The following is a 25,626-nucleotide window of genomic DNA, read 5'->3' on the forward strand; positions in this document are numbered from 1 at the left end:
CTTGCACACTTATAAACCTTTGTTGTTAACGCTGATAAACTACTTCAACATCGTAATCATCATCATCGTCGTCAAGGTCATCGTCATCTTCTTCAATGTCTTCAACAATTTCTTTATGGTAGTTATCCCATTTAAACTCAATCGGTTTATCGTCTTCGACTTTTTCTTCTTCAACAGGAAGTGATGCTAGTAAATCGCTAATTTCATAACAGAGCTTGTCTGTCCCTTCCTTCTGGAAGGCTGAGATATAGAAGCAAGGGGCGTCCCAATCAAGCGCTTTACGAATACGCTCACAGGTTTCTTCTACTTCTTCTGGCAACAACAAATCAATTTTATTGAAAACCAACCAACGCGGCTTGTTAGCTAACTCAGGGCTGTACTTTTCTAGCTCGCCAATAATAGTTTTCGCATTTTCAACTGGGTCAGATTGATCGGCAGGTAATAAATCGATCATATGTAGCAACACTCGGCAACGCTCTAGGTGCTTCAAAAAACGAATACCAAGGCCAGCACCGTCTGCTGCGCCTTCAATCAACCCGGGAATATCGGCGATGACGAAACTCTTGCTTGCATCCGTTCTTACCACACCTAAATTTGGTACTAAGGTGGTAAAAGGGTAATCCGCGACTTTAGGTTTCGCTGCGGAAACACTTCTGATAAAGGTAGATTTACCCGCATTAGGCAAGCCTAATAAACCAACATCAGCGAGCAATAACAACTCTAATTTAAGGTTGCGAATTTCACCCGGTGTACCATTAGACTTTTTACGTGGCGCACGGTTTGTACTGCTTTTAAAGCGTGTATTACCTAAACCATGGAACCCACCTTTCGCCACCATTAATTGCTGACCATGCTTCATTGTTTCGCCTAACACTTCCAGTGTATCGCCATCAGTCGCACGAGTACCAACAGGTACTTTCAACACTAAGTCTGAGCCACGTTTCCCTGTACAGTTTGCACTTTGACCATTTTGCCCGCGTTCAGCTCTGTGAAATCGCTCAAATCGATAATCAATCAACGTATTCAGGTTTTCATCGGCTTCTAAATAAACATCGCCACCATCGCCACCGTCACCGCCATCAGGTCCACCTTTGGCGACATACTTTTCGCGGCGGAAACTAATTATTCCATTTCCACCATCTCCAGCTTCAACCCGAATCTCGACTTCATCGACAAATTTCATCGTACATACCTATATAACGCGCCAAATTCCATGCCCAATATGAGCAATATAGATTAGGAATTTTAGCTTGTATTTTTCTCTTCTACCAAAATAAAAAACCCCGCAAAAGCGGGGTTTTAAAAAATTAATTCGCTCAACGAATTACTCAGCAACAATGCTCACAAATTTGCGATTATATTTGCCTTTCTCTTCGAATTGAACCTTGCCGTCTGACAATGCAAATAGAGTGTGGTCACGACCACAGCCAACGTTGTCACCAGCGTGGAACTTCGTGCCGCGTTGACGAACAATGATACTACCTGCTAAAACAGATTCACCACCGAAACGCTTAACGCCTAGACGCTTACTTTCAGAGTCGCGTCCGTTTTTGGTACTACCACCAGCCTTTTTATGTGCCATGAGTTCTCGCTCCTCTTATCCGCTGATTTCCGTAATCTTCACTTCAGTGAACCACTGGCGGTGGCCCATTTGTGAACGTGAATGCTTACGACGACGGAACTTAACAATTTTAATTTTATCGCCACGGCCGTGAGTCACTACTTCTGCAGTCACTTTACCGCCTTGAACATACGGGGTGCCTATCTTCACGTCTGCACCATCACCAACCATTAAAACGTTATCGAATTCAATGGTTTCACCTGGCGCAATTTCGATCTTTTCTAGGCGAACAGTTTGGCCCTCAGCCACACGGTGTTGTTTGCCACCACTTTGGAAAACCGCGTACATAACTTACTCCGCTCTCACGCTAGCGTTTCTAGCGTATATTAGGATTCTAAAACAGGGCGCGAATTGTACGTGAAGCGAATTCGTCCCGCAAGCCCAATCTTGAATTTAATTTGTACAAAATCAGAGAAATAAACTTCATTTATAGGGTCAATACAGCAAATACTGGATACTTGGCTAAATTTTTGTAAAATTGCCGCACTTAAATACACCGATAAAGCGGACCGACTTAAAACCCAATGGATATCAACGCGATTATAAAGCTATCCGAGCCCGATATGCTCGCCGTCAATCAACTCATTCAAACTCAAGTTAAGTCGGATGTGAGCTTGGTTAATCAGCTCGGATTTTATATTGTTAACAGCGGCGGCAAACGTATGCGCCCACTGCTGTGTGTGCTTGCGTGTCGTGCACTTAAAGCAAATAATGACGATCTGCATACACTCGCCGCAATCATCGAGTTTATTCATACTGCAACCTTACTTCACGACGATGTTGTCGACGAATCAAGCTTACGCCGAGGGAAAAAAACGGCAAATGAGGTATTCGGAAATCAAGCTAGCGTATTAGTCGGTGATTTTCTATACACTCGCTCTTTTCAAATGATGGTTAGCCTCAATAATATGCGCGTAATGGAGATTTTATCGACAGCAACGAATGTGATTGCAGAAGGGGAAGTGCTGCAATTGATGAATTGCAACGACCCTGACACCACCGAAGAAAGCTACATGCAAGTCATTTATTATAAGACGGCGCGCTTATTCGAAGCTGCAACTCAGCTTGCTGCGGTACTAACACGTCAACCTCCTGAAATGGAAACTGCCATGCAAAATTATGGAAAATACCTTGGCACCGCTTTCCAATTAGTGGATGACATTATGGATTATTCTTCCGATGCTCAAGAGATGGGCAAAAATCTAGGGGATGATCTGGCAGAGGGCAAACCCACTTTGCCTCTGTTATATGCAATGTGGAATGGAAATGAAAACCAAGCTGCGCTAATTCGCAGTGCCATTGAAAACAGTAATGGTATGGAAAACCTAGATACAATCTTACAAGCAATGGAAGAAACAAAGGCGCTCGAATACGTTAAAGAACAAGCATTAAAGGCGAAACAACAAGCGTTAGATGCGCTCTCGATTATCCCAGAATCAGAATATAAAGATGCATTAAAAGGTTTAGCAGAAGCGGCTGTAGAGCGAGTCTCTTAGAGCGTTAAAAGCACTAATCCCGTTTAGCCAGATCATCTTCTTGAGGATCCAAAACTTGAGACAACGTTGCATCACTAGCAGAATCCACATTAACAGTGGACTCCGTTTCTGAATACACAATAACTTCTGCTTCGGTCTCAGTGCTTATCTCAACCTCTGGCTGAGAAAAGTCAAACGAGCTTGGCAGCACGTTAATACCAAAGCGCTCTCCAAGCTTAACAATGGCAGGAATCGTGATAGGAGAAAATGGTAAAACCGTAAGCACTCCTAACCCTAACCCCCGCATTAAATTAACAAACTGTTTATTCGCCTGACGCATTTCATCCTTGCTTGCCTTCCCCATTGTGTACTGATGATAAATATTCAGCATCACTTTGGTTTCTTGTGTTTCTATAGCTAAACCACGCTTAATTACCAATAAATTACGGCGCATAGATGCACTGGCTTTCTGCTTCGCAGAATGCCCTCTTTCTCGCACATAATTCTTTGCCGTTAGGTAAAATTTCATCGTTGGTTAGTTTGCTCTTATCAGACAGTCATTACAGATATTATTTAGGTAAATGTCAGTATAACGGAAATATAGCGCAACCTTGGTAATGCATTTGTTACAGCTTGTATGAGTTGCGATAGACTTCAGTATCTCCTATATACTACCAGTTGTATCGTTAATAAATCGTTTAAAAACTTGCCCTGCTTTATACACTCTTGGCGCATATTGCTTGATAAAATCTTCATCCAAAGCATAGGCATGATTTTCCCGTCTTAATGACATCAACTGCGCTAATGCAGCAGCGCCATCATAATCACACCCGGATAGCCTGAGCGTTAGTTGATTCGCATCAGCACCAAATGCCACACCGGGTAAGCTAGAAATCTCATACTTCTCTAATAAAACTTGAGCTAAATCTTTGGAGGTCTCCACGCCTACATTTTTTAATGCATCGCGATGTTCTTCAAAATCGGGATAATTATAAAACGCTCCTTGAGGTGTAGGCGCTTTTATTCCCAACGCTTTTAATTCATCACTGATATACCGATTCATATGGCTGTGAAGTTCGCTACATGCTGCCACATGCTCTTCTATATCAGCATGACCTTTGTACGCTTCGATTGCTGCAACTTGAATCGGTGCAGGCACACACGACCAAAGTTCACTAGCAATATTAGTCATTCTAGAAAACATGCCATCGATAGCCTTAGGTATAAAACAAATTCCGATACGCCACCCACCTAAAGACAGATGTTTCGATAAACCTGATGAAATTGCCGTATGATTGGGGGCGAATCTTGAGATACTTTGGTAGCTGCGTTGATGATTAACAAAACCATAAATTTCATCGGAAATAATGAGAATATCTTCTTCTTCACACACTCTTGCTATTGCTTCCAACTCATGGTCGGGAATACTTAATCCTGTTGGATTAGAAGGATAATTTAATAAGATTTTGCTTGGTTTTAGCCCCGCTTCGCGCGCATCTTTTATCACAGTACGTAACGTATCTGCGTTCAAATGCATTCCATCATCATCCAACGTCGTGGGCATTTTAATCACATTGCGTCCCAGCATTTTTGCTTGAGGCGCGTAGCTAACCCAACTGGGTACAGGCATGATAAAGTCACCGTCAACGGCCATCTGTAGGCTGTAAATAATTAATTTGCTACCCGGCGCAATCAGTACATCGTAAGCAGAGGTATCCACACCGACCTTCTCAGCATAGTAACTTGCTACGGCTTCTCTTAATTCTGGCAAACCTGCTGTCGGCAAATACTGTTTATGATGTGTATTGTTCTTTAATGCTTCAGCAAGCCGATGAGGAACTGGAAATGGCGATTCGCCAAATCCCATGTGCAGAATTTCCTTTCCTTCTGCGCGCTTTTTAACGACAAGCTCGTTGATAGCGAGTGTTGGAGACAACTCAAATTCGGTTTCCGTTTTCGTCAGTGCAATCACAATGCTCCCGCCTTTCTTTAGTCACTTTCGACCGAAACAAAGTTATTGCCCAATTGTTGGGAGCTAACGTCAACTACCTACTAAATACGCTCCTATTAGTGCTTAAAACCGCACTGCTGCACCGCTACATCACTCGGGGAATTGCCTTTATTTAGCCAAAATTCTGTTGATGTGTTGTTCGCTTAGTATCGCCTTAGAAAACAGCCTAATTATTTAACCAAGCTTTACCATTCTTAAAAAAAAATTGTCAGGAAACAACTATTTTTGGTAATTATTTTACTACCTAGGTAAGTGAACAATGATCATAAAAAAATGGTCTCGATTGAGAGACCATTATTCACGACAAAAAAGGGATAAATCAAAACAGCGATTACACAGCTTTCGCTTGCTCTCTTAAAATGAACTTTTGAATCTTACCTGTCGCGGTTTTTGCTAATTCACCAAATACCACAAATTTCGGGCACTTAAAGCGCGCAACATTCTCCTGACAAAACCCAATAATCTCTTCTTCTGTCGCTGAAAGTCCTTCCTTCAACTCAATAAAAGCGCAAGGGACTTCACCCCATTTATCATCAGGCTTAGCAACGACTGCCGCAGCAGCAACAGCAGGGTGTCGATATAATACATCTTCAAGTTCAATGGAGGATATGTTCTCTCCACCAGAGATAATAATATCTTTAGATCTATCTTTAATCTCGATGTATCCATTCGGATGCATAACCGCTAAATCCCCTGTGTGGAACCAGCCACCAGCAAAGGATTTTTTCGTCGATTCGGGATTTTTCAAATACCCCTTCATGGTGATGTTACCTTTAGTGAACACTTCACCAATGGTTTTTCCATCACTTGGCACAGGCTGCATGGAGTCAGGGTCAGCAACCATGAGTTCTTCTTGCAATTCGTATGGTACGCCTTGGCGTGACTTCAACACGGCTCGCTCATTGGCAGAAAGCTCATTCCAATCGGGATTCCACGCACACACAATGGACGGCCCATAAATTTCAGTTAAACCGTAAACATGAGTAACATCAAATCCCATTGCCTCGAGCTTACCAATAACCGAAGAAGGTGGCGCTGCGCCAGCTGTCATCATCGCAATAGGACTATCCAGTTGATAATCCTTTTCATCGTTTGCTTGAATCATCATACTCATGACAATCGGTGCACCGCATAAATGCGTTACGTTATGCTCTTTGATTGCTTCTAAAATGGCGTGACCTTCTGTTTTACGCAAACAAACATGAGTTCCTGCAAGGGATGTAACCGCCCAAGGAAAACACCACCCGTTGCAATGAAACATAGGCAGTGTCCATAAATACACTGGGAAGTGTGTCATTCCCCAAGTGAAGGCATTGCCAACGGCATTCAAATAGGCGCCGCGATGGTGACAAACAACGCCTTTAGGATCGCCAGTAGTACCAGAGGTATAATTAAGCGCAATGGCGTCCCACTCATCATCTGGCAAACGATATGGATAGTCAGGCTCCCCTATTGCGATAAAGGCTTCATAATCCTGCTTGCCAATCAGATCGCCTTCGCCGTCGTAAATAGGGTCGTCAATATCAATAACTAAAATATCGCGTCCTGCAATTTCCAGCGCTTCACTAATGACCGAAGAAAATTGCCTGTCCGTCAATAACACCTTGGCTTCACTGTGATTCAAAATAAAAGCTAACGCCTCAGCATCTAAACGAATATTCAGTGAATTAAGCACTGCGCCACACATAGGTACACCAAAAGACGCTTCGACGAATTCTGGAATATTGGGTGCCATAATCGACACCGTGTCACCTTTTCCAATACCAACGTTTTCCAATGCTGAAGCGAGTTGTTTACAACGGATGTAAGTTTCCGCCCAATTACGTCGAATGTGTCCGTGAATCACCGCTGTGCGTTGTGGATAGACACTTGCTGTGCGGCGAAGGAAAGAAATAGGCGAAAGCTGGACAAAGTTTGCTTCATTCTTATCCAGCCCTATGTCGTAAATATTCGTGGTATTCATCGATTTACCCTTAATACGTTTACCTAGCACTCAGTAATGGCGGCTAACGTGAAGAAAACAGTGTCGTTTTGCATTAATGAGTATGCTGGCCCAAAAAGATTATTAACAACAGGTTTTACCAGTTTTATCGACGTTTGAGAATCAGACCTCAGTCCTATGTGGATACATTAATCAATGCGCGGGTGATTTTTCGTTGTTCTAAATCATCTAACGCTTGGTTAATGTCATCCAACGAATATTCGTGACTCAATAACAAGGCAAGGTTTGGTAATCGTCCGGCATTGTATAGTTCAACAAAATAAGGGATGTCGCGATCTGGTTGACTGCCGCCTCCCCAACTCCCACGAATATGTTTACCACGATGAAAAGCATGTGGTTCAAGTTGGATAAGCTCACCTTCTTGAGGGTGCGAAGCAAAGATGCATTGACCGCCGCCATCTTTCACTGAACGAAAAGCCATTTCAATGGTTTTCGCCTTACCACCCGCTTCAAAACTATAATCGACACCTTGTGGACAAATACGTTTCAATTCGGTGTCTAAATCCTGCGTTGATAAGTTAATACAGTGGGTTGCGCCAAGCTGCTTTGCCAACTCGAGCTTGTGCGCTTCAACATCAATCGCAATAAGTGTTTTAGGCTTGGTTGCGTAGGCCGCAATCAATGCACTTAGGCCAACGCCACCCAATCCAAAAATTGCGATACTTTTCCCTTGGGAAGCGTCATCATCGGGTAACAGTTTGGCTTCATTAAACACCAATCCCATTCCAGTTGGTAACGCACACCCAAGCAATACTGCGAGCTTATCAGGCATGCCCTGTGGTAGCGTTACTAAACGGTTTTCAGAAACAATCGTCTGTTCGCTAAACGTCGTTACGCCACCTGAATTTAATAAGTACGATTGCCCATTTAGCGCCAACGGATAACGCGCACCGGCAACGTCCATGCCTTGTCCTTTTATCCAACCAAGCACCACTTTATCACCCTCTTTGACTTTGGTGACGCCGCTACCAATAGCTTTAACCGTTCCAACGGCTTCATGACCTAATAAGTGCGGCAACCACTTGTCTTCTCCTCGATGCCCTCTTACTTCGGCCAACTGAGAATGACAAAGCCCGGAGTAATGTACTTTTACTTGTACCTGCCCACTTTCTAGCGCAGGCAGTTGAACGCCTTCAACCACTTGTAACGGTTTACCCGTTTCAAAAAGCACTGCGGCTTTCATACCTTGCGTCATGAATTGCTCATCCTTATTTTTCAAATTAATGCTGATTGGTAACGCGAGCTACTCGGCACGAGCTACTCTGTGTCTTGCTTTATCCAGTTGTTGTTGCTTTCTTTTGAAGGCATTATTGCGCTCCTCCTGATGTTTACTTGCAAATAAACGTCGCTCGTCATCAGGGTGCTTAAATTCATTTAAAAAGATTAACGCCCACTTTAAGTGCGATAAAGGCAATAAGCTCGTGCATCGCTCAACTAAATTCGGTTGTTTGGGAAAGGCAATTTCGCAAAAGGATGCGATCCAATGAGCGTGAAGCTCAAAACGCGGCTGGGCAAAAAAATCTGTGACTAGTTTTTCGGCGCTATCCCAACCTGAGTATTCGAAATCAAAAAAAGATAAAGTATCCGTTTCGCTGTCTAACAAAGTGTTATGAAAACCAATATCGGAAGGCGATAATACTCGCTCAAATGGCGCGTGAAGATCATCGCCAAAATCATGCATGACTTGCTTTTCTACTCGTCGAAAAGCAGGCTCAAATACGGTTTTCAACCACTCTCGCATTGATTCGTATAACGGTGTTTCCAAGTCACTCACATTTTCTACCTCCAACGAGAATAAACTTTGCATTCTGCGCTGAATTTCTCGAATAAATTCAGCAGCAAGGCTTAGTCCCCCTCGAGCAGGCAACAAATGCGAGGCATCTTGGCTCACCACATCTTGATTAACACTGGCAATAAAATTCGCTACTTGTTGAATGTACACATCTTGTTTAGCTGAAATACAGATTTCGTTTGGTAATTGCCCTGACAAATGGCTAAAGATCGCGATTTCACTTTCCTCGCCTCCTAATTCAGAAGCGCCACGGCAATCAATCAGTTGAGCAACTGCGCCAACCTGATGTTTTTGTAGGAGTTTTGTAAAAGCAGTTTCTCGGTGAAAACGGTGACAATCATCGTCAAAGTATTGTTTAACAAAATACGGGCGACCATTGGCAACAACTTGCAATCCTCGGTTGTTTTTTCCTCCGGTTACAATTTGGATGGACTCAGGTGCGACCCCTAATGCTTTCTCAAGCCATCGAAATGAAGACTCATCTAACCATTGAGCAAAACTCGGCAACATTAGCCTCCCCGAATTAAATGTGGAATGTCAGACCAATGGCTCACCCGTCGAGCAGAGCTGAATGTTTGATGATGGTCATCGGGATCAAACAACACCCCTTTGGTATGCTCAGGAAAATCGTCATGCTCAAGAATTGAAGGCAAATCATCAATAAACCAATCAAGATGTAAGTCAGCAATTTGCTGAACTTTTTCATCCTTCTCCGGGCAAAAGTATACTTGGTCGAAGCACCGCTCTAAGCCATTTGTTGCCAACCAGAGTCGGGCGGCGGCATGAAAGTCCAGTTTATCGCCAATAATCGGATATTGGGTTTTATGGCTAATAACGAAAAGCAACATGTTATCGGTTTTCATTTGCACCAGTGATTGTGTAAGCCCTTCAAATGGTTTTGCATGACGAATGGCTTTGCCATACACCACGCCTTGAAGTTCTGTCCAGCGGGATTCTTCATTTCTGTCGATAAAGTAGTGCTTTACTTCCTGTTTACTCGTTCCCACGGACTCAGGTAGCCAGCCCAAATCAACCGCAGCTTTATGAAATACACCCTGGTAATTCACTATCGTATTGTCAAAGTCGATGCCAACTCGAATCATAATGACGTGGTTAACCTTCTAATTTAGCCAGTATCTTAGGAAGTATAGCTGCTTCGGTTAATCCTATACGCTTCCGCGCCGAATCTGGGTCATGAACTTTATCAATAAATGCGTCTGGAATGCCACAACGCAACAAATTCACTGGCTTTGAATAATGATCGATAATCCACTCGCCAATAGCTGAACCAAAGCCACCAATTAAACTGTGTTCTTCTAGTGTCACCACCACATCAAAATCGGCTAATTTTTGTAAATAGTCGGTATCAAGGGGCTTTACCGTATGCATACTGGTTAACTCAGCGGAAATACCCTTTTCCTCAAGCGCTTGATGTAACTTGCCACCTAGATGCAATGCCGTGCCTGTACACAGAAGTAATACACTTGAACCTTCCTTCAGCACATGCGCCTTACCTAATTGAATATCCGGCACTTCTTCATAATTTAGCGGTTCGTTTTTCTTGCCAATACGAAGGTAAGTTGGGTGATTCACTGTTAACATTTGCGGCATGAGCGCTTCTAATTCCAATGAATCCGCGGGGCATACCACCTGCATATTTGGCAACACACGCATTAGTGCAATATCTTCAAAACTATGATGCGTTGGGCCCAAGTTCGCATAAGATAATCCCGAACCAGTACCAACAATTACCACTGGCATATCGGCGTAGGCTAAATCGATTTTTATCTGTTCAAAATTGCGAGCAGTGGTAAAAGGCGTAATAGTATAAATAAACGGGCGCATACCGAGGTTTGCCATGCCAGACGCCATGGTTGCCATGTTCGCCTCGGCAATACCTGCATTAATGGCTCTTTCCGGTGCAACAGCTTTCAATTTGTCGAACAGGCGATTACCAATATCCGCGTATAGCAGGCAAATTTTGTCGTTTTCCGAAGCCATATTCGTTAAACATTGAGCAAATTTGTTTCTCATTTTTGTCTCTATTTCCTGCTAATTAATTCACTAAACCTAACTCTTTTGCCACAGATTCCACTTCTTCTTCAGTCGGAATACGATAATGCCAGTTGTTGTCATCTTCCATAAACGACACCCCGCCTCCTTTCACGGTATCAGCAATAATCGCGCGCGGCTTTCCAGCTTCGATGTAATCACTTTTGAGCACATGATAAAGCGCATCAACATCGTGACCATTCACTCTTGCGGTTTGCCATCCGAAGGCTTTCCACTTCGCTTCCATATCCTCTAGTTGCATGATGTCGCAACTTCTGCCTGTGCCTTGTAGTTTGTTGAAATCGACAATCACTGTCAGGTTATCGAGCTGATGCGCAGGCGCAAACATTGCCGCTTCCCAATTCGTCCCTTCATTTAGCTCGCCATCCCCAACTAAAGCATAAAAATGCGCTGGTGAAGCAGTAATTTTGGCGGCTTTTGCCATGCCAGTAGCCAGCCCGAGCGCATGACCAAGAGAGCCGGAAATATTCTCGACACCTGCTGGCGGGTGCTTTCCGGGATGTTCTTCAAAGGCGCTATCGTTTTGTCCAAGTGTCATGGTTTGCTCTGGTGGATAATAACCACGATAGCCCAACACACTGTACAAAACGGCAGCCGCATGGCCCTTACCGAGCAAAAAGCGATCGCGCGGCGCCCAATCCGGCTCATCTGGGCGAATATTCATCACTTTAAAATACAAAGTGTAGAGGATCTCCACACTCGAAAGAGAACATGCCAAATGCGGCACTTTATTTTGATTCGATACAGCAACCAGTTGCTGTCGAATTTTTGCGATAGTTTCTGCTACGTCTGCGCTCATGCTTTTGCCTTCGCCTTTCTGTATAAAAGGCCCATTACTGATTAGTTATCTCTTATCTATTTGTGATTTTTCACCAACATGGTGAATTCTAAGCTCACTCTGCTATCGTCACCTAAGTTGGGCATACCGCCGTGCAGAAGTTTGTCGTGAAAAACCACAAAACCACCCGCCCCCAAAGGCAAGCCAACCAAATCTAAATCTTCTTCTTTTTCATCCAATACTGGCTTCGTCATGCCGCCACGCTCTTCGCCGTGATAGCGCCACTCATCACTTTTTTGCGAACTTGGCACTACACGCAGGCCGCTTTTACCCGGCTGCGAATACAAGCTCATCCAAATTTTTAATCGATAATATTCATCCGGCTCTCCCGGCATATAATATTCATCCGGCTCTCCCGGCATAGTGCCGTGGCCTAAATCCCAGAACCATTTGTCGGCATGAACCGGACCAATATCTGACGCTCCAGGTCTGACCAAACGCCAATAAATGCCCGGCCAACCAAACCCTTCTTCATCAGACACAAGAAACTCGCCCAAATGCTGAGTTAACGTTTGATAAAATTGCAATTGCTGAACCTGTGCCACCGCCAACGGACCTAACACGCGGGCAGATTTACGCCATACTGAGCCATGGTCAAAATGTGTGCTCTGGTAAACTCGATGATAATTCGCCAACCCTGCATCTTTGTACAGAGCAACATGTTCTGGCGCAACACATTGAATCGTATGTAAAAACTGCTCTTTTACCCATGCGCGTAATTGCGCCAAATCCGTTTCGGACATTTGCCCAAGATAAAACCCTTCCGCTTCGTTTATTTGCGAAAGCAACGAATGTTGACTCATTTCCTCTAATGCATGAACGTACATTTGCTTATCCTCTTTATGACTTTAACTTGCTTTAACGCGCTGATACGCATCTCGCGTACTGTAAAGCGTTAGCTCAAAGGACGAATTGATTCAAATCTAATAAAGGATTCAATCAAACACGCTTGGGTATCTGGGTTCCAATCAATTAGCTGATTTTCATCGGCAAAACGGAAGTCTTTGCCTATTTCAATATTACGTTCAATAAAGCGCTCACTACTGGAGCCTTGGTAATCTTCCACTATCATTTTGGTGGTAATGTAAGATGCGGTTTTACTCAAATGACATAACTGCTTTGGTCCATTGGAGCAACCAGTATTAACATACGCTGCTTCATACAGTGCCATGCGTAAGTCCATATGAAACGAGGCCACAGGAAAATAGAACACGTTTGGCGCGGTAAATGGCTCGGATAAAAACGCATTTTCAGTGTCTCGAATGACCACTACCGACAATTCTGGATGCTGCTCACTTAACCACACAAAGAACTGGTTCCATTCTTCAATGTCGCTGTTACGTTTAGGCTGAAGTGTACTTTCGCGCAACGTCACGGAAATAAATCGCGGTTGTCCTTGCGGCAACTGATTTTCAACCCACTGTTGAACATAATGCGAGGCTTTAGGCGTAGAATGAAAACGCCTTGGGTCGATGCCTTGGTCCAACCAAAAGTAAAAGTCTTTGTGGACGGAAATCGGCGGCGGGTTGTCTAATCGGTAATCCGCTGGGAAATGATGAACTTGGTTGTCTAAATACATTTGTGCTTGGGTGCGCGACGTGCAATAAGTCATGCCTTTACACGCAGGAATTAGCGCACATGCTTGCTTAACAATGTTTTCGGCTCGCCATAGGCGCTCAGATTCCTCCAAACAATAGGCTTGAGCCTGCCATTGAGTATCGCGGGCAACAATCACCATATGCAAATGCGTTAAACCTTGCTGCTCCCGATAACAATCGGCAATAGCTAAAAAGGAGGTCACATCATAAGTTTCAGAGCTTCGGTTTAAATCGTAATAAGCGTAAAGAATGTCGTCATCCTGAATAGCTTGCAACATGGCTTTATGTTCAGACAAATCACATAAAGTATGGCGATCATAGCTATATACTTTAATTTTATCGGCTGAAGCGCCAAGGGCGATAAGTTGCTCAGACACCGCCTCAATGACCTCCGGTTTATCCCATAGTGTCAGAATGATTAGGTCATATTCCTGTGCTTGGATAAGCGCCTTGCTTGGCTTTTCAACTTGATAACCGAGGAAGTCACCTGTTTTGTGGTTATCCAACAGCGCACAAATTTCGTAAGGTTTAAGGTCGCCCGACTGCACAAATTTCTCGAAGACGACACCCGCACCAAACACCAATGCGTCTTGTTTGATACTGCTCATTCTTGCTCCTTAATCCTTATTTAGCACAAACTGCAAACAAGTAATGCGCCATCGGATAAAAGCCTGTGTGCACCACTTCATCATTCATTGAAAATAGGAAAACATGACGAAAATGTTGCTGTAAGAGCGCTTTAAAATCGTTACCCGATTTGCAATTAATATGGCCTATCTTACTTTGCTCAGAAGCATACTGCTGACTTTCTAAAGAAGGAATGCCAATAATCACTACGCCATCATCATGAGTTGACTGTTTTAGGTTTTCAACAATCCGATGCTCTTTCTCAGGCTCAATATGTTCAAATACATCAAGGCAATACAGGGCATCAAACGGACCTTGCTCTACCGCTAATGGACCACGGGTAATGTCGTGAACCAACGCTTGTTCATGCCAGCGTTTGTTAGGGGAGTTTTCGATAGATTCAATGAAAAGCGGATCAAAATCGGTAACAGTAAGCGCACCGACTTCACTTGCCACCACACGAGAACCAAAGGCATCACCGCATCCCACTTCAGCAACACGCGCTTTTCCAGCCAGCATTTTGGCAACAAATTTGTATCGGGATAACACAAACACCACACGCTTTGGGTCTTCATGCCAGACCTGATTAGTCATCCAACCCAGCTCGGTTTTATCAAAATCAAAGTTCCCGCTGTACTGCTGCTCTTTCGCTTGTTTTTTTGCTGTCATGATTGATGATTCTTCATTAGGAAAAAGTTACTAGGGCTTAAACTTATATCGTCTCGCCGGAAGAAATGTTGAACCTAAATTAGAACACACTAACTATAAAATTAAGAGGAAATTTAGGGAAAACCAGATCATCAAAGCGCTTTATTCTGTTATCATCACAGCGCTTAGAAGGCATGCAGTACGCAGGAATTAAAGTAAAAAACGGAAAATACAATGAATAAGCATTTTTTTAAATTATCGGTCCTAATTAGTTTATTGATAAGTGGATGCGGTGGAAGCGGCTCTAGCACTTCTGAAACACCTAACACCCCTCCCCCAGTTCCAGTAGAATCATCTCCATCGGTTATTTCTAATGTGATTATTGGTGAATCGGAACCAACACCTTTATCCGAAGCAGAAAGTGTTATTAGGTATGTTAACGGCGAAATTGACGGCACTGCGTTAAATATCACTCTCACCCTTAACTCCGAAAACGAAAACACCCGTTGTACATTAAACGATAGCGAAATGACGCTTGATGAAAATCGCATGACTGGTGCATTCATCCCATCTTATCTAAACGATATAGCTACTTTGGAATGTAAAATAGATGATGAAGTTAACACTGTTCAGTTAAATATTAAGTCGACAAGAGCCGATGTTGAAGATTTCTTTGCGTCATATTTACAATTCATTCCAGATTATCCGCTTAACAATGTTAATGCAGATGAAATAGATAGAGTTCAGCCAAATTATTATTACGAAATTAATAATTTAATATCAAATACAAGTATTTATAGCGAGCCACATTTATTTAATCTAGAAGAAGATGACCCCGTTCTAGAACGCGTAGAAAACTATTTAATTAATACAGCAGAATGGTATTTCCAACCTTGCTTCAATTACGACTTTGAAAATGGCGCTCCAGCCTCCTGCCGCTCCGAAGAAAAAGTAGATGGTTACTACCTATGGAGAAGTCCACAAAACAACTCCGAGTTATATAGAAAAAACCATGCAAAGGTAGAATTGCGCTCAGCAGCAGGTATATCTCAAGCGTTGAAGCACATACTTCTTAAGCACCCAAACAACAGCGAAGTATGTTTGGTAAGTGACCTACCGAGCCAAGTACGAGATCAAAGCATTTCATGCCGAGCCAAAAACATTAGGCGCATGATTTATGAACAAGTTTGGTTAAAGCTTCAAACGCCTATCGAAGAACTCAGCGTTATGCATTACATCGCTTGGGTAGAACTAATTGTTGATTTATTTGAAGCAACAAAAGACATTGAGCACAACTATTCATGTGAAGAGAATTGCTTAAAAACTATCCCTGCAATATCTTCTCAAATGGACAAATTACTCGAATATGCCATTCCTAACGGAGAGTATGTGAATTTCACATGCAGACACCCATCAGGCTCCCAAGCATGTGGATGGAGAGAATATGAGCTCGGATTAACCGCCTCTAACGATTTAAGTCACTTAGCCATTCCAATGCACGCTTTTGAAAAAACCGGCTTAGAACAAATCTGTAAAACAGACGGCTCATCGTGCTTATCGAGAACAGCCATAATCAAGACCCTAAAAGAAAAAGCTTGGGTAACAAACATTGAAGGCACTGAAGGGTTTAAGTTTCCAAAATTTGATGCATTCATTAATGGTTATTGCCAAGAAAACTTCAATAATCCTGAAAGCAGACTCAAGGATTATTGTTATGTGTTTTGGTATACAGAAGAAAAGCGTAATAACTCGCACCGAGAACTCTTTGGCTTCGTCAACTACGGCTCATACGATAGAGAATTAATGCAAATCCTCTTGTTAGCGGCAGACGCCAACAGAGATGGTGTAATTGATAATCAAGATGTTTTAGTCAAGAACTATATTCCGTTACTGTACAGATCATTAACCAATCCGAAGAACTAACTTTCAAAACCAGAATCCTCTTTCAGATAACTTGTGTTTGAAAGAGGATTTCCACTAGCATCAGCCAATTCTAATTTTTATTTGCGCAGCAACCGCGATAAATAAGACAATACAGAGGTCTTTAAAACAATTCATGCCCTCTGATGCCAAATACACCCTACCTTATCCCCGCTTCTTCGCATATTTTTGAAGAAGAAATCAAAAAAAGCCGGTTTATCACATATATTGCACATACACCCAGTGTAGAGGCTGCCAAAGCCTTTGTTGAAAGCATTAAAGAAAAACACAAAGACGCACGACATAACTGCTGGGCATTTGTAGCTTCGAGGCCAGAAGACTCAACCTTTTGGGGATGCAGCGACGACGGCGAACCTTCCGGTACTGCTGGTCGCCCAATGTTAGCGCAACTTTCAGGGAGTGGCGTAGGTGAAATTACCGCAGTGGTTACACGCTATTTTGGCGGCGTAAAGCTCGGGACAGGCGGTTTAGTAAAAGCCTATGGCGGCGGGGTAAAGCAAGCCCTTGCCACGCTACCAACCATTGAGAAAATTGCTCAAGACAACATAACCTTACAGTGTGGTTATGAACAAATCAGCTTAGTAGAGCACCTTTGCCAAGAGTTTAGCGCCGACATTTTATCGAGAGATTATTCCGACTCGCTGAGCATGACGTTATCGTTAGATGCGAGGCAAACAGCAGACCTCAAAGAAGCATTAATTAACAAGAGTGCGGGGCAAATTAGCATTTTATCGGACGAAAAATAACACACATAATAAAACCGGCACATTAGTACCGGTTTTATCATTCTTACTTGAAATGTATTGACAAATAATTAGCCGTTTACGAAGTCAACGCCTAACTTGATGTCGCCACGCAAACCTTCAAGCATGTCTTCTTTTGCTTTTTGTTCGAATGCGCTTAGCTCGCCGTAAGGTAAGATCTCTTCAACACCGTTTTTGCCCAAACGTACTGGATGAGAGAAGAATGCTGCATCTTCACTGTCATCCGTTTGAACGTATGTGTATTCGATAACGTCTTCACCTTGCATTGCTTTAGCAAGAGACAAGCAGAAACGTGCAGCCGCTTGGCCCATTGAAAGCGTTGCTGAACCACCGCCAGCTTTCGCTTCAACCACTTCTGTACCCGCGTTTTGAATGCGGTGAGTTAAGCTTGAAATTTCTTCGTCTGAGAATTCAACACCCTCAACTTGAGAAAGCAATGGTAGAATCGTTGTGCCTGAGTGACCACCGATAACAGGAACGTGAATGTTCGCAGGGTCTTTATCTTTCAACTCAGCAACGAATGTTTCTGCACGGATAACGTCGAGTGTCGTCACACCAAACAATTTGTTCTTGTCGTAAACGCCTTTTGCTTTTAGCGTTTCAGCAGCAATCGCCACGGTTGTATTCACAGGGTTTGTGATGATACAAGTACATGCGTTAGGGCAGTTTTCTGCAATGCCTTCAACCAAGTTCTTTACGATACCTGCATTGATATTGAATAAGTCAGAACGGTCCATACCCGGCTTGCGCGGTACACCCGCTGGGATAAGTACGATGTCACAGCCTGTTAATGCTGCTGCTAAATCGTCTTTTCCGAAACCTTTTACTTTCACATCGGTAGGGATGTGACTTAAATCTACAGCTACACCAGGTACGACTGGAGCAACATCATATAAGGACAACTCAGAACCCGCTGGTAAATTGGTTTTTAACAATAAAGATAAAGCCTGACCAATACCACCGGCAGCGCCTAAGACTGCTACTTTCATTTCATTCTCCTATGAGTGCTTTACGCAAGCGTAATAATATGAGGCCGTAAAGATACTTCTCTTTAGCCCTTCATACAAGTGCTGAGGGCGTCTAGAGAGATTAGATTGCATTTTTAATAGTGATATGGAAAATATCAAAACGTAATGTAATGAGGACACAAAGTGGCATCGAAGCAAGAAGACGAAATTAAAGCTTTCCGAGAAATATTAAATAACGAAAGTTACGGGTCTCAAGGAGAAATCGTAGAAGCGCTAAAGGATATGGGCTTCTCTCACATCAGCCAATCTAAAGTGTCACGAATGCTGAGCAAATTCGGCGCAGTTAGGGCTCGCAATGCCAAGGGTGACATGGTGTATTGCTTACCCCCCGAATTAGGGATGCCAACGGCTAAAAGTTCATTGAAGCAACTGGTATTAGACGTCACACACAATAACGTTATGATCGTTATTCGTACCACACCCGGAGCAGCACAGCTCATTGCTCGATTGCTGGACTCATTAGGTCGCTCAGAGGGCGTATTAGGCACAATCGCTGGAGACGATACTATTTTCATCGCTCCTGCGAACATTGACGAAATTGAACAAATGCGACAACAAGTCGAGCGCATGTTTGAAGCAGTTTAACCACGACTATGCATGGATTGGACGGCTATTTGCAGCCGTTCTATCCACTCACATTCAGGGCATTTTTAACTGAGGATATTGCTCAACAAGGTATTCATAGGTTTGCGGTGAGGTGACTTTTTTCCGTTCTACCCATTGCCTGTGACTGAGCCTAATCGGTGCCCCAGCTTCAATTAATCCTTTCACAAAGACATCTTTGCCATGCTGTATATCAATATGTTGCAATGCGGAATCTAAAGCATCGAATGTATGCCGCTCACTGTATAAATTCACGCCCTGAGACAGCAAAAAGTGGAACATATTCTCAGCTCGAAAATTAACACTCAATTTTATCCCACTCTCACCCAACGGGTTTTTAAAGTTCAAATCGAGCCCATATGGGATAAGCGCTTTTGCCAGATTGACATCATCTTGCCTCAACAATTGGTACATGATTGTCGAAGATAGCTCAACACCATCATCTAACAAGCTAAATACATATTCATTGGGTGCATTATAAAGAATCAAAAGATTGACCAAGAAGCTCAATGCTTCCGGCCCACCCTCAGCTCGAACATGGTCAATGGCCTCTTGCCAACGGCGGGATTTAACCAACTCAAGCACACTCTGAAATAAAGATTTGGCTTCTTGATTCAAGGTGTCAATATCGCGATTACTTTGTCTGGCTTCTTGGCGTCTTTCCTTTACTTCGCGATCCAACACTTCCCGTCTGTAAGCTTCCACTAACTCCTTACTTTCTATGCTGTTATCGGAAGCTAAATGCGCTTCAATGTCTTCTTGTTGAATATATAACGACTCAGCCTCCTCAAACTTCGAGAGCAATGTCTTTCTTTCCTGTTTTTGTTTAACGACACTATTTCCTCGTTGCTGCATTGCATTATTTTCAAGGTAATGCATGACATAGCGAGAACTCTCAGCTAAGCAGGGATGTGCTGGCTCAGCACTGATATCGAAATCTACGACCGAAGGTAAAATAAGCTGACGCACCTTTTCCACTAATAATTGTGCCGACATAAGTTCCTCGGAACTTAACAAAGAGGGCGTTGATGGCTTAAGTAAGCTAGCAAATTGTTGTCGCTCAGAGTCTGAAAGGTGCTGTTTTACCCAATCAGCTCCCATTGAGGTATTTGGCGATGCGCCAACATGCAGCATCGCGATGATCAGTTCATGAATTTTTTCTGTGCCGATTTGTGTCTCAGCCTCTTGCAACATATCCAAGGCATTTGGCGAATAAGGGTCGGGGTTCACTTGACTCCCTTGCTCTAACCAAAAAGCGATAAGCTCTGGGTTTTTCACTTCAACAGCATGGGTAAGTAACGATTGATAGCGCCCCCCAAGGCGCAAAACCTTATTTGCAGTTAAGCCACTGGCATAGTACATGTCCATAACCGTTTCCGTATCAACGCTGAACATAGTTGCTGCCGCCAAATCGGTATAGGTTGGCAAAACCCCAAGTTCCATCATCTGTTGAATGAATGGCTCGGGGTTATCTGAGTCCAATATAATATGCTCAAGTAAAGTCGTTACGCCGCGACCTTTTCGGATAGCGACATTAAATGGAAACTCTCCATTAACAAGGGCTTTTTTAATAGGCAGCAGCTCACCATAGCGAATCAAATTGGTAATAAGCCTTAATTGGCTGTGAGTTGCTTCTGGTAACACCGTATTTTGGTAACGCGGTTTAGATTTTAGGGTAGTTGAATCTAATGATAACTCTCGTGCTTTAACGACACTTAAGCCTAATGTGCTAAACGCAAAGTCGTAAGAAGGTAACAATGTATTTTCATCAACTAATAAGTGCCTCAACGCCAACACTTTTGATTTTGCCCAATCAGGTGTAAGCACACGCTTATTAATTAACGTTTCACATTGATTATTATTCTCAGTGGTATTAGGCGCATCTTTTTGGGCTGTTGATGCAGCCTGATCTGGCTCAGGCTCTGGAAAGAAAGCGAGTTGAAATACCTCGGTTTGCTCACTTAACACTGAAGACTCAGGCTTAACGGATTTATCCGAAGCAAAAAAGAGATATAAAGTGATTGCAACAACGACAACAACAAACAGCCCTTTAGCTTTATCAATCCAACCCAAGAAGGCAATCTCCCTACTTATTGCCTAAGCGATAGCTTAAGCCACACTAATCGATGATCCGATGATGCTGATCTATCCGCAACTAAACGAAATTCAGCGCTTTCTTTTTCCGGCCAATAAACGGCCCCACCCTCGATATTAAAACCATCAACGGAAGGTAATACGTAATCCGCTCGCATTCCCCACGCTGCCGTATGGCTTTCACTATATGGGTTATCTTTTCTCGTCTTTTTACCACCCGCACTGGTTGGCGTAATACTCTGATTGACAAGTGGATGCATCAACAGCTTTTTAATAGCATCGCCGTAGGAATCACCTTCAACCATTGACGAGTTTAAGTCACCTACAATAACAAAACGCCGACCTGTGAACCCACCGCGTTTTCCTTGGTCATCATAAAAATAGGCATCTTTGTTTAGATAGTCCACCCAAAAGCGAACTTCATCGTGGTTCCGCTTACCATTCCTATTTTCTGGCCCGTCAAATACGGGAGGTGTAGGATGACTTGCCAACACATGAATAACCTCACCGTCTACGTTCACGGGAATATCCCAGTGTGATTTTGAAGATAGCCTCATTATCTCGGTTCCTTGGGGGCGATACCAAGGGACGCCATTTTCATCCTTAATCTCTACAAGCAAATTATCAGGCATATCTTTCCACAAAAAACGCTGGAACGTCCGCACATTTTTGGTATCAATAGGGTATCGGCTTAATAGCAACATTCCGTATTGCCCGGGATAATGTCCGAATCCAAAAACATCATTGGAATTCCCATCACCATTAGCATCTAGCTTCATAGGAACACCAGTATTCACCGGAGCAACAAAATAGTGATGATAATCAATAGGGGACTGTCCTGACTGGGTTTTCTTTAGGTAATTTTTCAAAAAAGCTTCTACACCAACTTGAGAATCAGCAATGTAGTCAAATTCATTCATTAAAAGAATATCTGGGCGCACACGTTGAATAATTTCAGCAATATTTTTAATTTGCTGCTCATGCCCAGTCGCTAAACGACTTACTAACTCATTTCCTTTAGGTTTTTCACCTTTTGCGACGTAATTACTTCCATCCATGCTGGCATTAAATGTAGCGACTTTGATTGTTTTTGCATTCAAGGAAAAACAAACTCCTAACAATAATAAAAAGCGAATAAGCAACTTCATTAAAAAATATCAACCTCATACAGCAGGTAAAACACACTATATCACACATAAAAAAGCCGGCGATGAAAGCCGGCTTCTGATTCATAAATTCAGTGATTAGAACTTGTATTTAACACCCATGCGGATTTCCCACAATGAAGCGTCTGCTACGCGAGTTTGGCCCGCAGGTTCAATGAACTCTTCATAAACAAACTGGTTTTGCTCGTTGATGCTACCCGATACAACTTCTTGAGCACGAGGGAAGCTTGCTTCATACAATACGCCCCAATCGTCATTCAACAAGTTACCGAAGTTTTCGATAATTAAGAATGCACTACCCTTATGACCTTTGTAGAAGCCAGGGAATTCTTGCTCAATCTTAACGTCGAACTTGTGGAACCAAGAACTGTTAATGCTGTTACGCTCCATGATTTCACCGCGAGCCAAACCTTCAGATTCGATAAAGGCATTGAATGAATCTAGGTCGAAGCCTTCAGCATAAACTACGTTCGGGTCGTCAACGGTTGGGATGTACAACAAGTTGTGGTCGATAAAGCCTACAGAGCTACCGAATCCACCGCTTAAGTCTCCATCAAATACATAGCTGTATGGGCGACCTTCGTTGATTGTGCCAAACACAGAGAACTTCGTTTCATAGCCATCGAAGAACTCATGTGCATAGCTCAAACGAAGTGTGAAACGATGAGGGATCTCAAAGTTGGACGTCGCTGTACCTGGATTTTCTGGATCAGATACTGCTGGGCTGATGTAGTTAGAGAAAGCAACCGAGCTCGTCATCGGGCTGACATCTTCAGCTTTAGTGTAGGCGTACGCGATTGACCAATCTAAGCCAAAGTCATGAGATTTAGTTAGCGCTAATGAAGCACTTAGGCTATCGCCAGAATCACCACGAACATTGGTTAAAAAGAAGTCTTCTCCACGACCATTTACAGAATCGTAAATTGGACGTCCATCAGGGGCTGTACCTACTTGAACACGAGAAAGATCGCGGATAATTGCTGCATCTCGCTTATCGCTGTACAACACATCAGCCATTAACACATATTCATTGTCAAAGGTGTAAGTGGCACCAATGGCGTACTTCCACTCTGATGGAATATCAAAGTCAGGGTCTTGCAAGTTGATACCACCATTACCACCTTGACCATTCGCTACTGAATCATAAAGGTGCTGTGGAATATCATAAATTGGGCGGCCACCACCAGCGTGAGGAAGTGTAAATAGAGTATCAGTTACGCCGTCATCATCTAAGGTACGGTCTTGAACTTCTAACTGAATAACACCATTGTTTGAGTAGTTGTTAGAAATCCAAACGTTCGGGTTACCACCAGAGTACAAGCCAATACCACCACGAAGCTCTAGGTTATCGTTAATTAACCAGTTAACACCTAAACGCGGTTGCAATAAATCAAGACCATCTAAATTTTGCTGGTTTGAGAAACCATACAACTCTTCGACTTGCTCGTTTAAAGGAGGAAGATCATCACTTGTGTACCAGTCATAACGTAGACCAAAAGTGATAGTCATGTCTTGGTCTAGCCAGAAATACTCGTCTTGAATATAAGCTGTATGAATTTCATACTCGAATGATGCAGCGGCATCGTTAGGATCGTTAGTGAATGCAGCATTTTCGTATGTAATACGATTTGGACGACCCGCTTCGAAATCATCAATAGAGCTGAAACGATACTCACCTTCTGCTTCTTGAACGAATAGGTTGAATACATCTAGACTTTCGTATTCATAACCACCTGTGATGATGTGATCACCAGTGATATAAGTACCAGCAATTTTGATGGTATCGTTTGAATACTTAAGTTTGTTAGCGTGACGAGAATCATCCGCACCTAAGTAAACTGTTGCACGAGATGCGTTACCGTCACCATCGTGATCGTAGTTAGTTGTGATTTGAACTTCACCGAAGTCTGTGCCACCTAACGGCGTTACAAACTGTTCGAAGTCTGATGTACCGATGCGGAATTCAGTTGAGAAGTTGTCTGTCCAGTCTGAATACAAAGACGCAACATAAGACTCAAACTCACCACGTTGTGCGTAGTAGTGATTAGAGAATTCGAATTCGTTGGAATCACCGTCTGATTCACGGATGATGTCGCCATCGTTGTAGTTGTAAACTAATGAAGCACGGTGTGCATCAGTAATTTGCCAATCCAACTTCGCCATGATTTTTTCGTCTTCTACCGGAATAGAAGTAGCGAAAGCACCTGGGTCATAATCGTAAAGGTCACGAGCGATTTGCTCGATGCGATCGAGTTGTGCTTGAGAAACACCTTGAACACGAACCGCTGCGTTTGAGTCGCCAGCGCCACGGTCAAACAATGTTGCACCTTCTAATTTCTCGTAAGAAGTAAAGAAGAATAATTTATCTTCAATTAGTGCACCACCAACGTTGAACCCGAAACGACGCTCATTGAATGCGCCTGTTGCGATGTCGTCATCTTCTAACTTATCACCACGTAAATCATCGTTTGTGTAATCGAAGAACACACCACCGTGTAATTCATTTCCACCAGATTTAGTAACGGCGTTGATGTTACACGCTGTGAAACCACCATACTGAACATCGAAAGGTGCTAGTTCAACAGCAACCTGATCGATTGAATCGTATGAGAAAGGAATACGGATTGTTGGATAACCACTGCTACCTAAACCAAAGTTATCGTTAGTACGAATACCGTCAACCGTTAAGCTGTTGAAACGCGAGTTTGCACCCGCACATTGGATTGAGTCACCAAAAGCCTCGTCAACATAAATACGAGGGTCAATTTTAACCAAGTCTTTAATATCACGGTTAATTGACGGCGCATTTTCCAAATCTTCCAAACCGAAGTTAGCAACTGGGCCAGAAGCACCGAAGGTTGAGTTAACAACAGAGCCTGTTACCACGATGCTTTCTAGTTGTTCTTGCGATTCTAGACCAAGGTTTACACTCTTGGTTTCACCTAAGTTCAAGAAAACATTTTCGATTTTCTTAGAACCGGAGGCATCATTAACTTCGATGGTATATGGGCCACCAACACGCATACCACGTACAGAGTAGGAACCAGTCTGGTTAGATTCAACAACCTTTACAGCACCAGTACGGTTGTCCGTGATAGTAACAGTTGCACCTGATACTAACTGACCGCTATCAGTCATAACCGTACCACGAATGCTTGATGCAGTTTCCTGCGCAATTGCGGTAGAACCCATGCCAACAGACAACGCAACTGCTAGAGCGATGCGGTTGAGATTGGAGTGTTTCATTGTGTTTTCCTAAGTGTTATTGAGTGTAAAACGAATTTTTTCCGCTATATCTTTGGCGATTTTAAAAACATTATATTGCATTCCTATTAACGCGTTTAT

Annotated in this window: 22 protein-coding genes; 4 read left to right on the top strand and 18 right to left on the bottom strand. The window is 43.1% G+C overall.

Annotated elements, in window-relative coordinates; all coding sequences use genetic code 11:
* Positions 1 to 25 precede the first annotated feature (25 nt).
* The 3 genes from cgtA to rplU all read right to left on the bottom strand — a co-directional run bounded on the left by cgtA (position 26) and on the right by rplU (position 1,909).
* The gene (gene cgtA, locus HJG39_RS03285; RefSeq protein ID WP_268406762.1) at positions 26 to 1,183 is read right to left on the bottom strand and encodes an Obg family GTPase CgtA; all 1,158 of its coding nucleotides are present in this window, start codon (positions 1,181 to 1,183) and stop codon (positions 26 to 28) included.
* A 141-nt stretch (positions 1,184 to 1,324) separates the two neighbouring features.
* Positions 1,325 to 1,582: a 50S ribosomal protein L27 gene (gene rpmA, locus HJG39_RS03290; RefSeq protein ID WP_268406763.1), complete on the bottom strand. Its 258-nt coding sequence runs from the start codon at positions 1,580 to 1,582 to the stop codon at positions 1,325 to 1,327.
* Between the two features lie 15 nt (positions 1,583 to 1,597).
* A complete protein-coding gene (gene rplU / locus HJG39_RS03295) occupies positions 1,598 to 1,909 on the bottom strand; it encodes a 50S ribosomal protein L21 (RefSeq protein ID WP_268406765.1) in 312 nt (103 codons plus the stop codon).
* A 236-nt stretch (positions 1,910 to 2,145) separates the two neighbouring features.
* On the opposite strand from rplU, the gene ispB reads away from it, so the two are divergent.
* Positions 2,146 to 3,117, top strand: a complete 972-nt coding sequence (gene ispB, locus HJG39_RS03300) for an octaprenyl diphosphate synthase (protein WP_268406766.1) — start codon at positions 2,146 to 2,148, stop codon at positions 3,115 to 3,117.
* A 13-nt stretch (positions 3,118 to 3,130) separates the two neighbouring features.
* Here ispB and HJG39_RS03305 read toward each other — a convergent pair whose 3' ends face one another.
* From HJG39_RS03305 to HJG39_RS03355, 11 genes are all read right to left on the bottom strand, one after another.
* Entirely contained in the window at positions 3,131 to 3,625 is a 495-nt protein-coding gene (locus HJG39_RS03305; RefSeq protein WP_268406768.1) for a hypothetical protein, read from the bottom strand.
* Between the two features lie 135 nt (positions 3,626 to 3,760).
* The gene (locus HJG39_RS03310) at positions 3,761 to 5,068 is read right to left on the bottom strand and encodes a pyridoxal phosphate-dependent aminotransferase (protein WP_268406771.1); all 1,308 of its coding nucleotides are present in this window, start codon (positions 5,066 to 5,068) and stop codon (positions 3,761 to 3,763) included.
* 370 nt (positions 5,069 to 5,438) lie between these two features.
* Positions 5,439 to 7,070 (bottom strand): acyl-CoA synthetase, encoded by a 1,632-nt coding sequence (locus HJG39_RS03315; RefSeq protein WP_268406773.1) that lies wholly within the window; start codon positions 7,068 to 7,070, stop codon positions 5,439 to 5,441.
* 154 nt (positions 7,071 to 7,224) lie between these two features.
* Positions 7,225 to 8,304 (bottom strand): zinc-binding dehydrogenase, encoded by a 1,080-nt coding sequence (locus HJG39_RS03320; RefSeq protein ID WP_268406777.1) that lies wholly within the window; start codon positions 8,302 to 8,304, stop codon positions 7,225 to 7,227.
* Between the two features lie 48 nt (positions 8,305 to 8,352).
* Entirely contained in the window at positions 8,353 to 9,411 is a 1,059-nt protein-coding gene (locus HJG39_RS03325) for a phosphotransferase (RefSeq protein ID WP_268406780.1), read from the bottom strand.
* Positions 9,411 to 10,004, bottom strand: a complete 594-nt coding sequence (locus tag HJG39_RS03330) for an HAD family hydrolase (RefSeq protein ID WP_268406782.1) — start codon at positions 10,002 to 10,004, stop codon at positions 9,411 to 9,413. The genes HJG39_RS03325 and HJG39_RS03330 overlap by 1 nt, the downstream gene beginning before the upstream one ends.
* A 10-nt stretch (positions 10,005 to 10,014) precedes the next feature.
* On the bottom strand, positions 10,015 to 10,935 hold the full coding sequence (locus HJG39_RS03335) for a transketolase family protein (RefSeq protein WP_268406783.1): 921 nt from the start codon (positions 10,933 to 10,935) through the stop codon (positions 10,015 to 10,017).
* Positions 10,936 to 10,957: 22 nt separating this feature from the next.
* A complete protein-coding gene (locus HJG39_RS03340) occupies positions 10,958 to 11,773 on the bottom strand; it encodes a transketolase (protein WP_268406786.1) in 816 nt (271 codons plus the stop codon).
* Between the two features lie 56 nt (positions 11,774 to 11,829).
* The gene (locus HJG39_RS03345) at positions 11,830 to 12,639 is read right to left on the bottom strand and encodes a phytanoyl-CoA dioxygenase family protein (protein WP_268406788.1); all 810 of its coding nucleotides are present in this window, start codon (positions 12,637 to 12,639) and stop codon (positions 11,830 to 11,832) included.
* Between the two features lie 68 nt (positions 12,640 to 12,707).
* Positions 12,708 to 14,018, bottom strand: coding sequence for a hypothetical protein (locus tag HJG39_RS03350; RefSeq protein WP_268406790.1), 1,311 nt, complete (start codon positions 14,016 to 14,018; stop codon positions 12,708 to 12,710).
* A 16-nt stretch (positions 14,019 to 14,034) separates the two neighbouring features.
* On the bottom strand, positions 14,035 to 14,706 hold the full coding sequence (locus tag HJG39_RS03355; RefSeq protein WP_268406792.1) for a class I SAM-dependent methyltransferase: 672 nt from the start codon (positions 14,704 to 14,706) through the stop codon (positions 14,035 to 14,037).
* A 213-nt stretch (positions 14,707 to 14,919) separates the two neighbouring features.
* Between HJG39_RS03355 and HJG39_RS03360 the strand changes: the two genes are divergently transcribed.
* Both HJG39_RS03360 and HJG39_RS03365 read left to right on the top strand, forming a co-directional pair.
* Positions 14,920 to 16,608: a hypothetical protein gene (locus HJG39_RS03360; RefSeq protein ID WP_268406794.1), complete on the top strand. Its 1,689-nt coding sequence runs from the start codon at positions 14,920 to 14,922 to the stop codon at positions 16,606 to 16,608.
* Between the two features lie 143 nt (positions 16,609 to 16,751).
* Positions 16,752 to 17,372 carry a YigZ family protein gene (locus HJG39_RS03365; RefSeq protein WP_268406795.1) on the top strand — a complete coding sequence of 207 codons (621 nt, stop codon included), beginning with the start codon at positions 16,752 to 16,754 and terminating at the stop codon, positions 17,370 to 17,372.
* Positions 17,373 to 17,440: 68 nt separating this feature from the next.
* Here HJG39_RS03365 and mdh read toward each other — a convergent pair whose 3' ends face one another.
* Complete coding sequence (gene mdh / locus HJG39_RS03370) at positions 17,441 to 18,379, bottom strand: malate dehydrogenase (protein ID WP_268406799.1); 939 nt, start codon at positions 18,377 to 18,379, stop codon at positions 17,441 to 17,443.
* Between the two features lie 162 nt (positions 18,380 to 18,541).
* Between mdh and argR the strand changes: the two genes are divergently transcribed.
* The gene (gene argR / locus HJG39_RS03375) at positions 18,542 to 19,003 is read left to right on the top strand and encodes a transcriptional regulator ArgR (protein ID WP_268406800.1); all 462 of its coding nucleotides are present in this window, start codon (positions 18,542 to 18,544) and stop codon (positions 19,001 to 19,003) included.
* Between the two features lie 54 nt (positions 19,004 to 19,057).
* On the opposite strand, the gene HJG39_RS03380 is transcribed toward argR, so the two are convergent.
* The 3 genes from HJG39_RS03380 to HJG39_RS03390 form a co-directional block, all read right to left on the bottom strand.
* Positions 19,058 to 21,094 carry a hypothetical protein gene (locus tag HJG39_RS03380; RefSeq protein WP_268406803.1) on the bottom strand — a complete coding sequence of 679 codons (2,037 nt, stop codon included), beginning with the start codon at positions 21,092 to 21,094 and terminating at the stop codon, positions 19,058 to 19,060.
* Between the two features lie 17 nt (positions 21,095 to 21,111).
* Entirely contained in the window at positions 21,112 to 22,263 is a 1,152-nt protein-coding gene (locus tag HJG39_RS03385; protein ID WP_268406806.1) for an endonuclease/exonuclease/phosphatase family protein, read from the bottom strand.
* Positions 22,264 to 22,359: 96 nt separating this feature from the next.
* Positions 22,360 to 25,527 (bottom strand): TonB-dependent receptor, encoded by a 3,168-nt coding sequence (locus tag HJG39_RS03390; RefSeq protein ID WP_268406809.1) that lies wholly within the window; start codon positions 25,525 to 25,527, stop codon positions 22,360 to 22,362.
* Between the last annotated feature and the right edge of the window lie 99 nt (positions 25,528 to 25,626).

The sequence above is a fragment of the Alteromonas sp. a30 genome (assembly GCF_026788005.1).
In the GTDB taxonomy this organism is placed as follows: domain Bacteria; phylum Pseudomonadota; class Gammaproteobacteria; order Enterobacterales; family Alteromonadaceae; genus Paraneptunicella.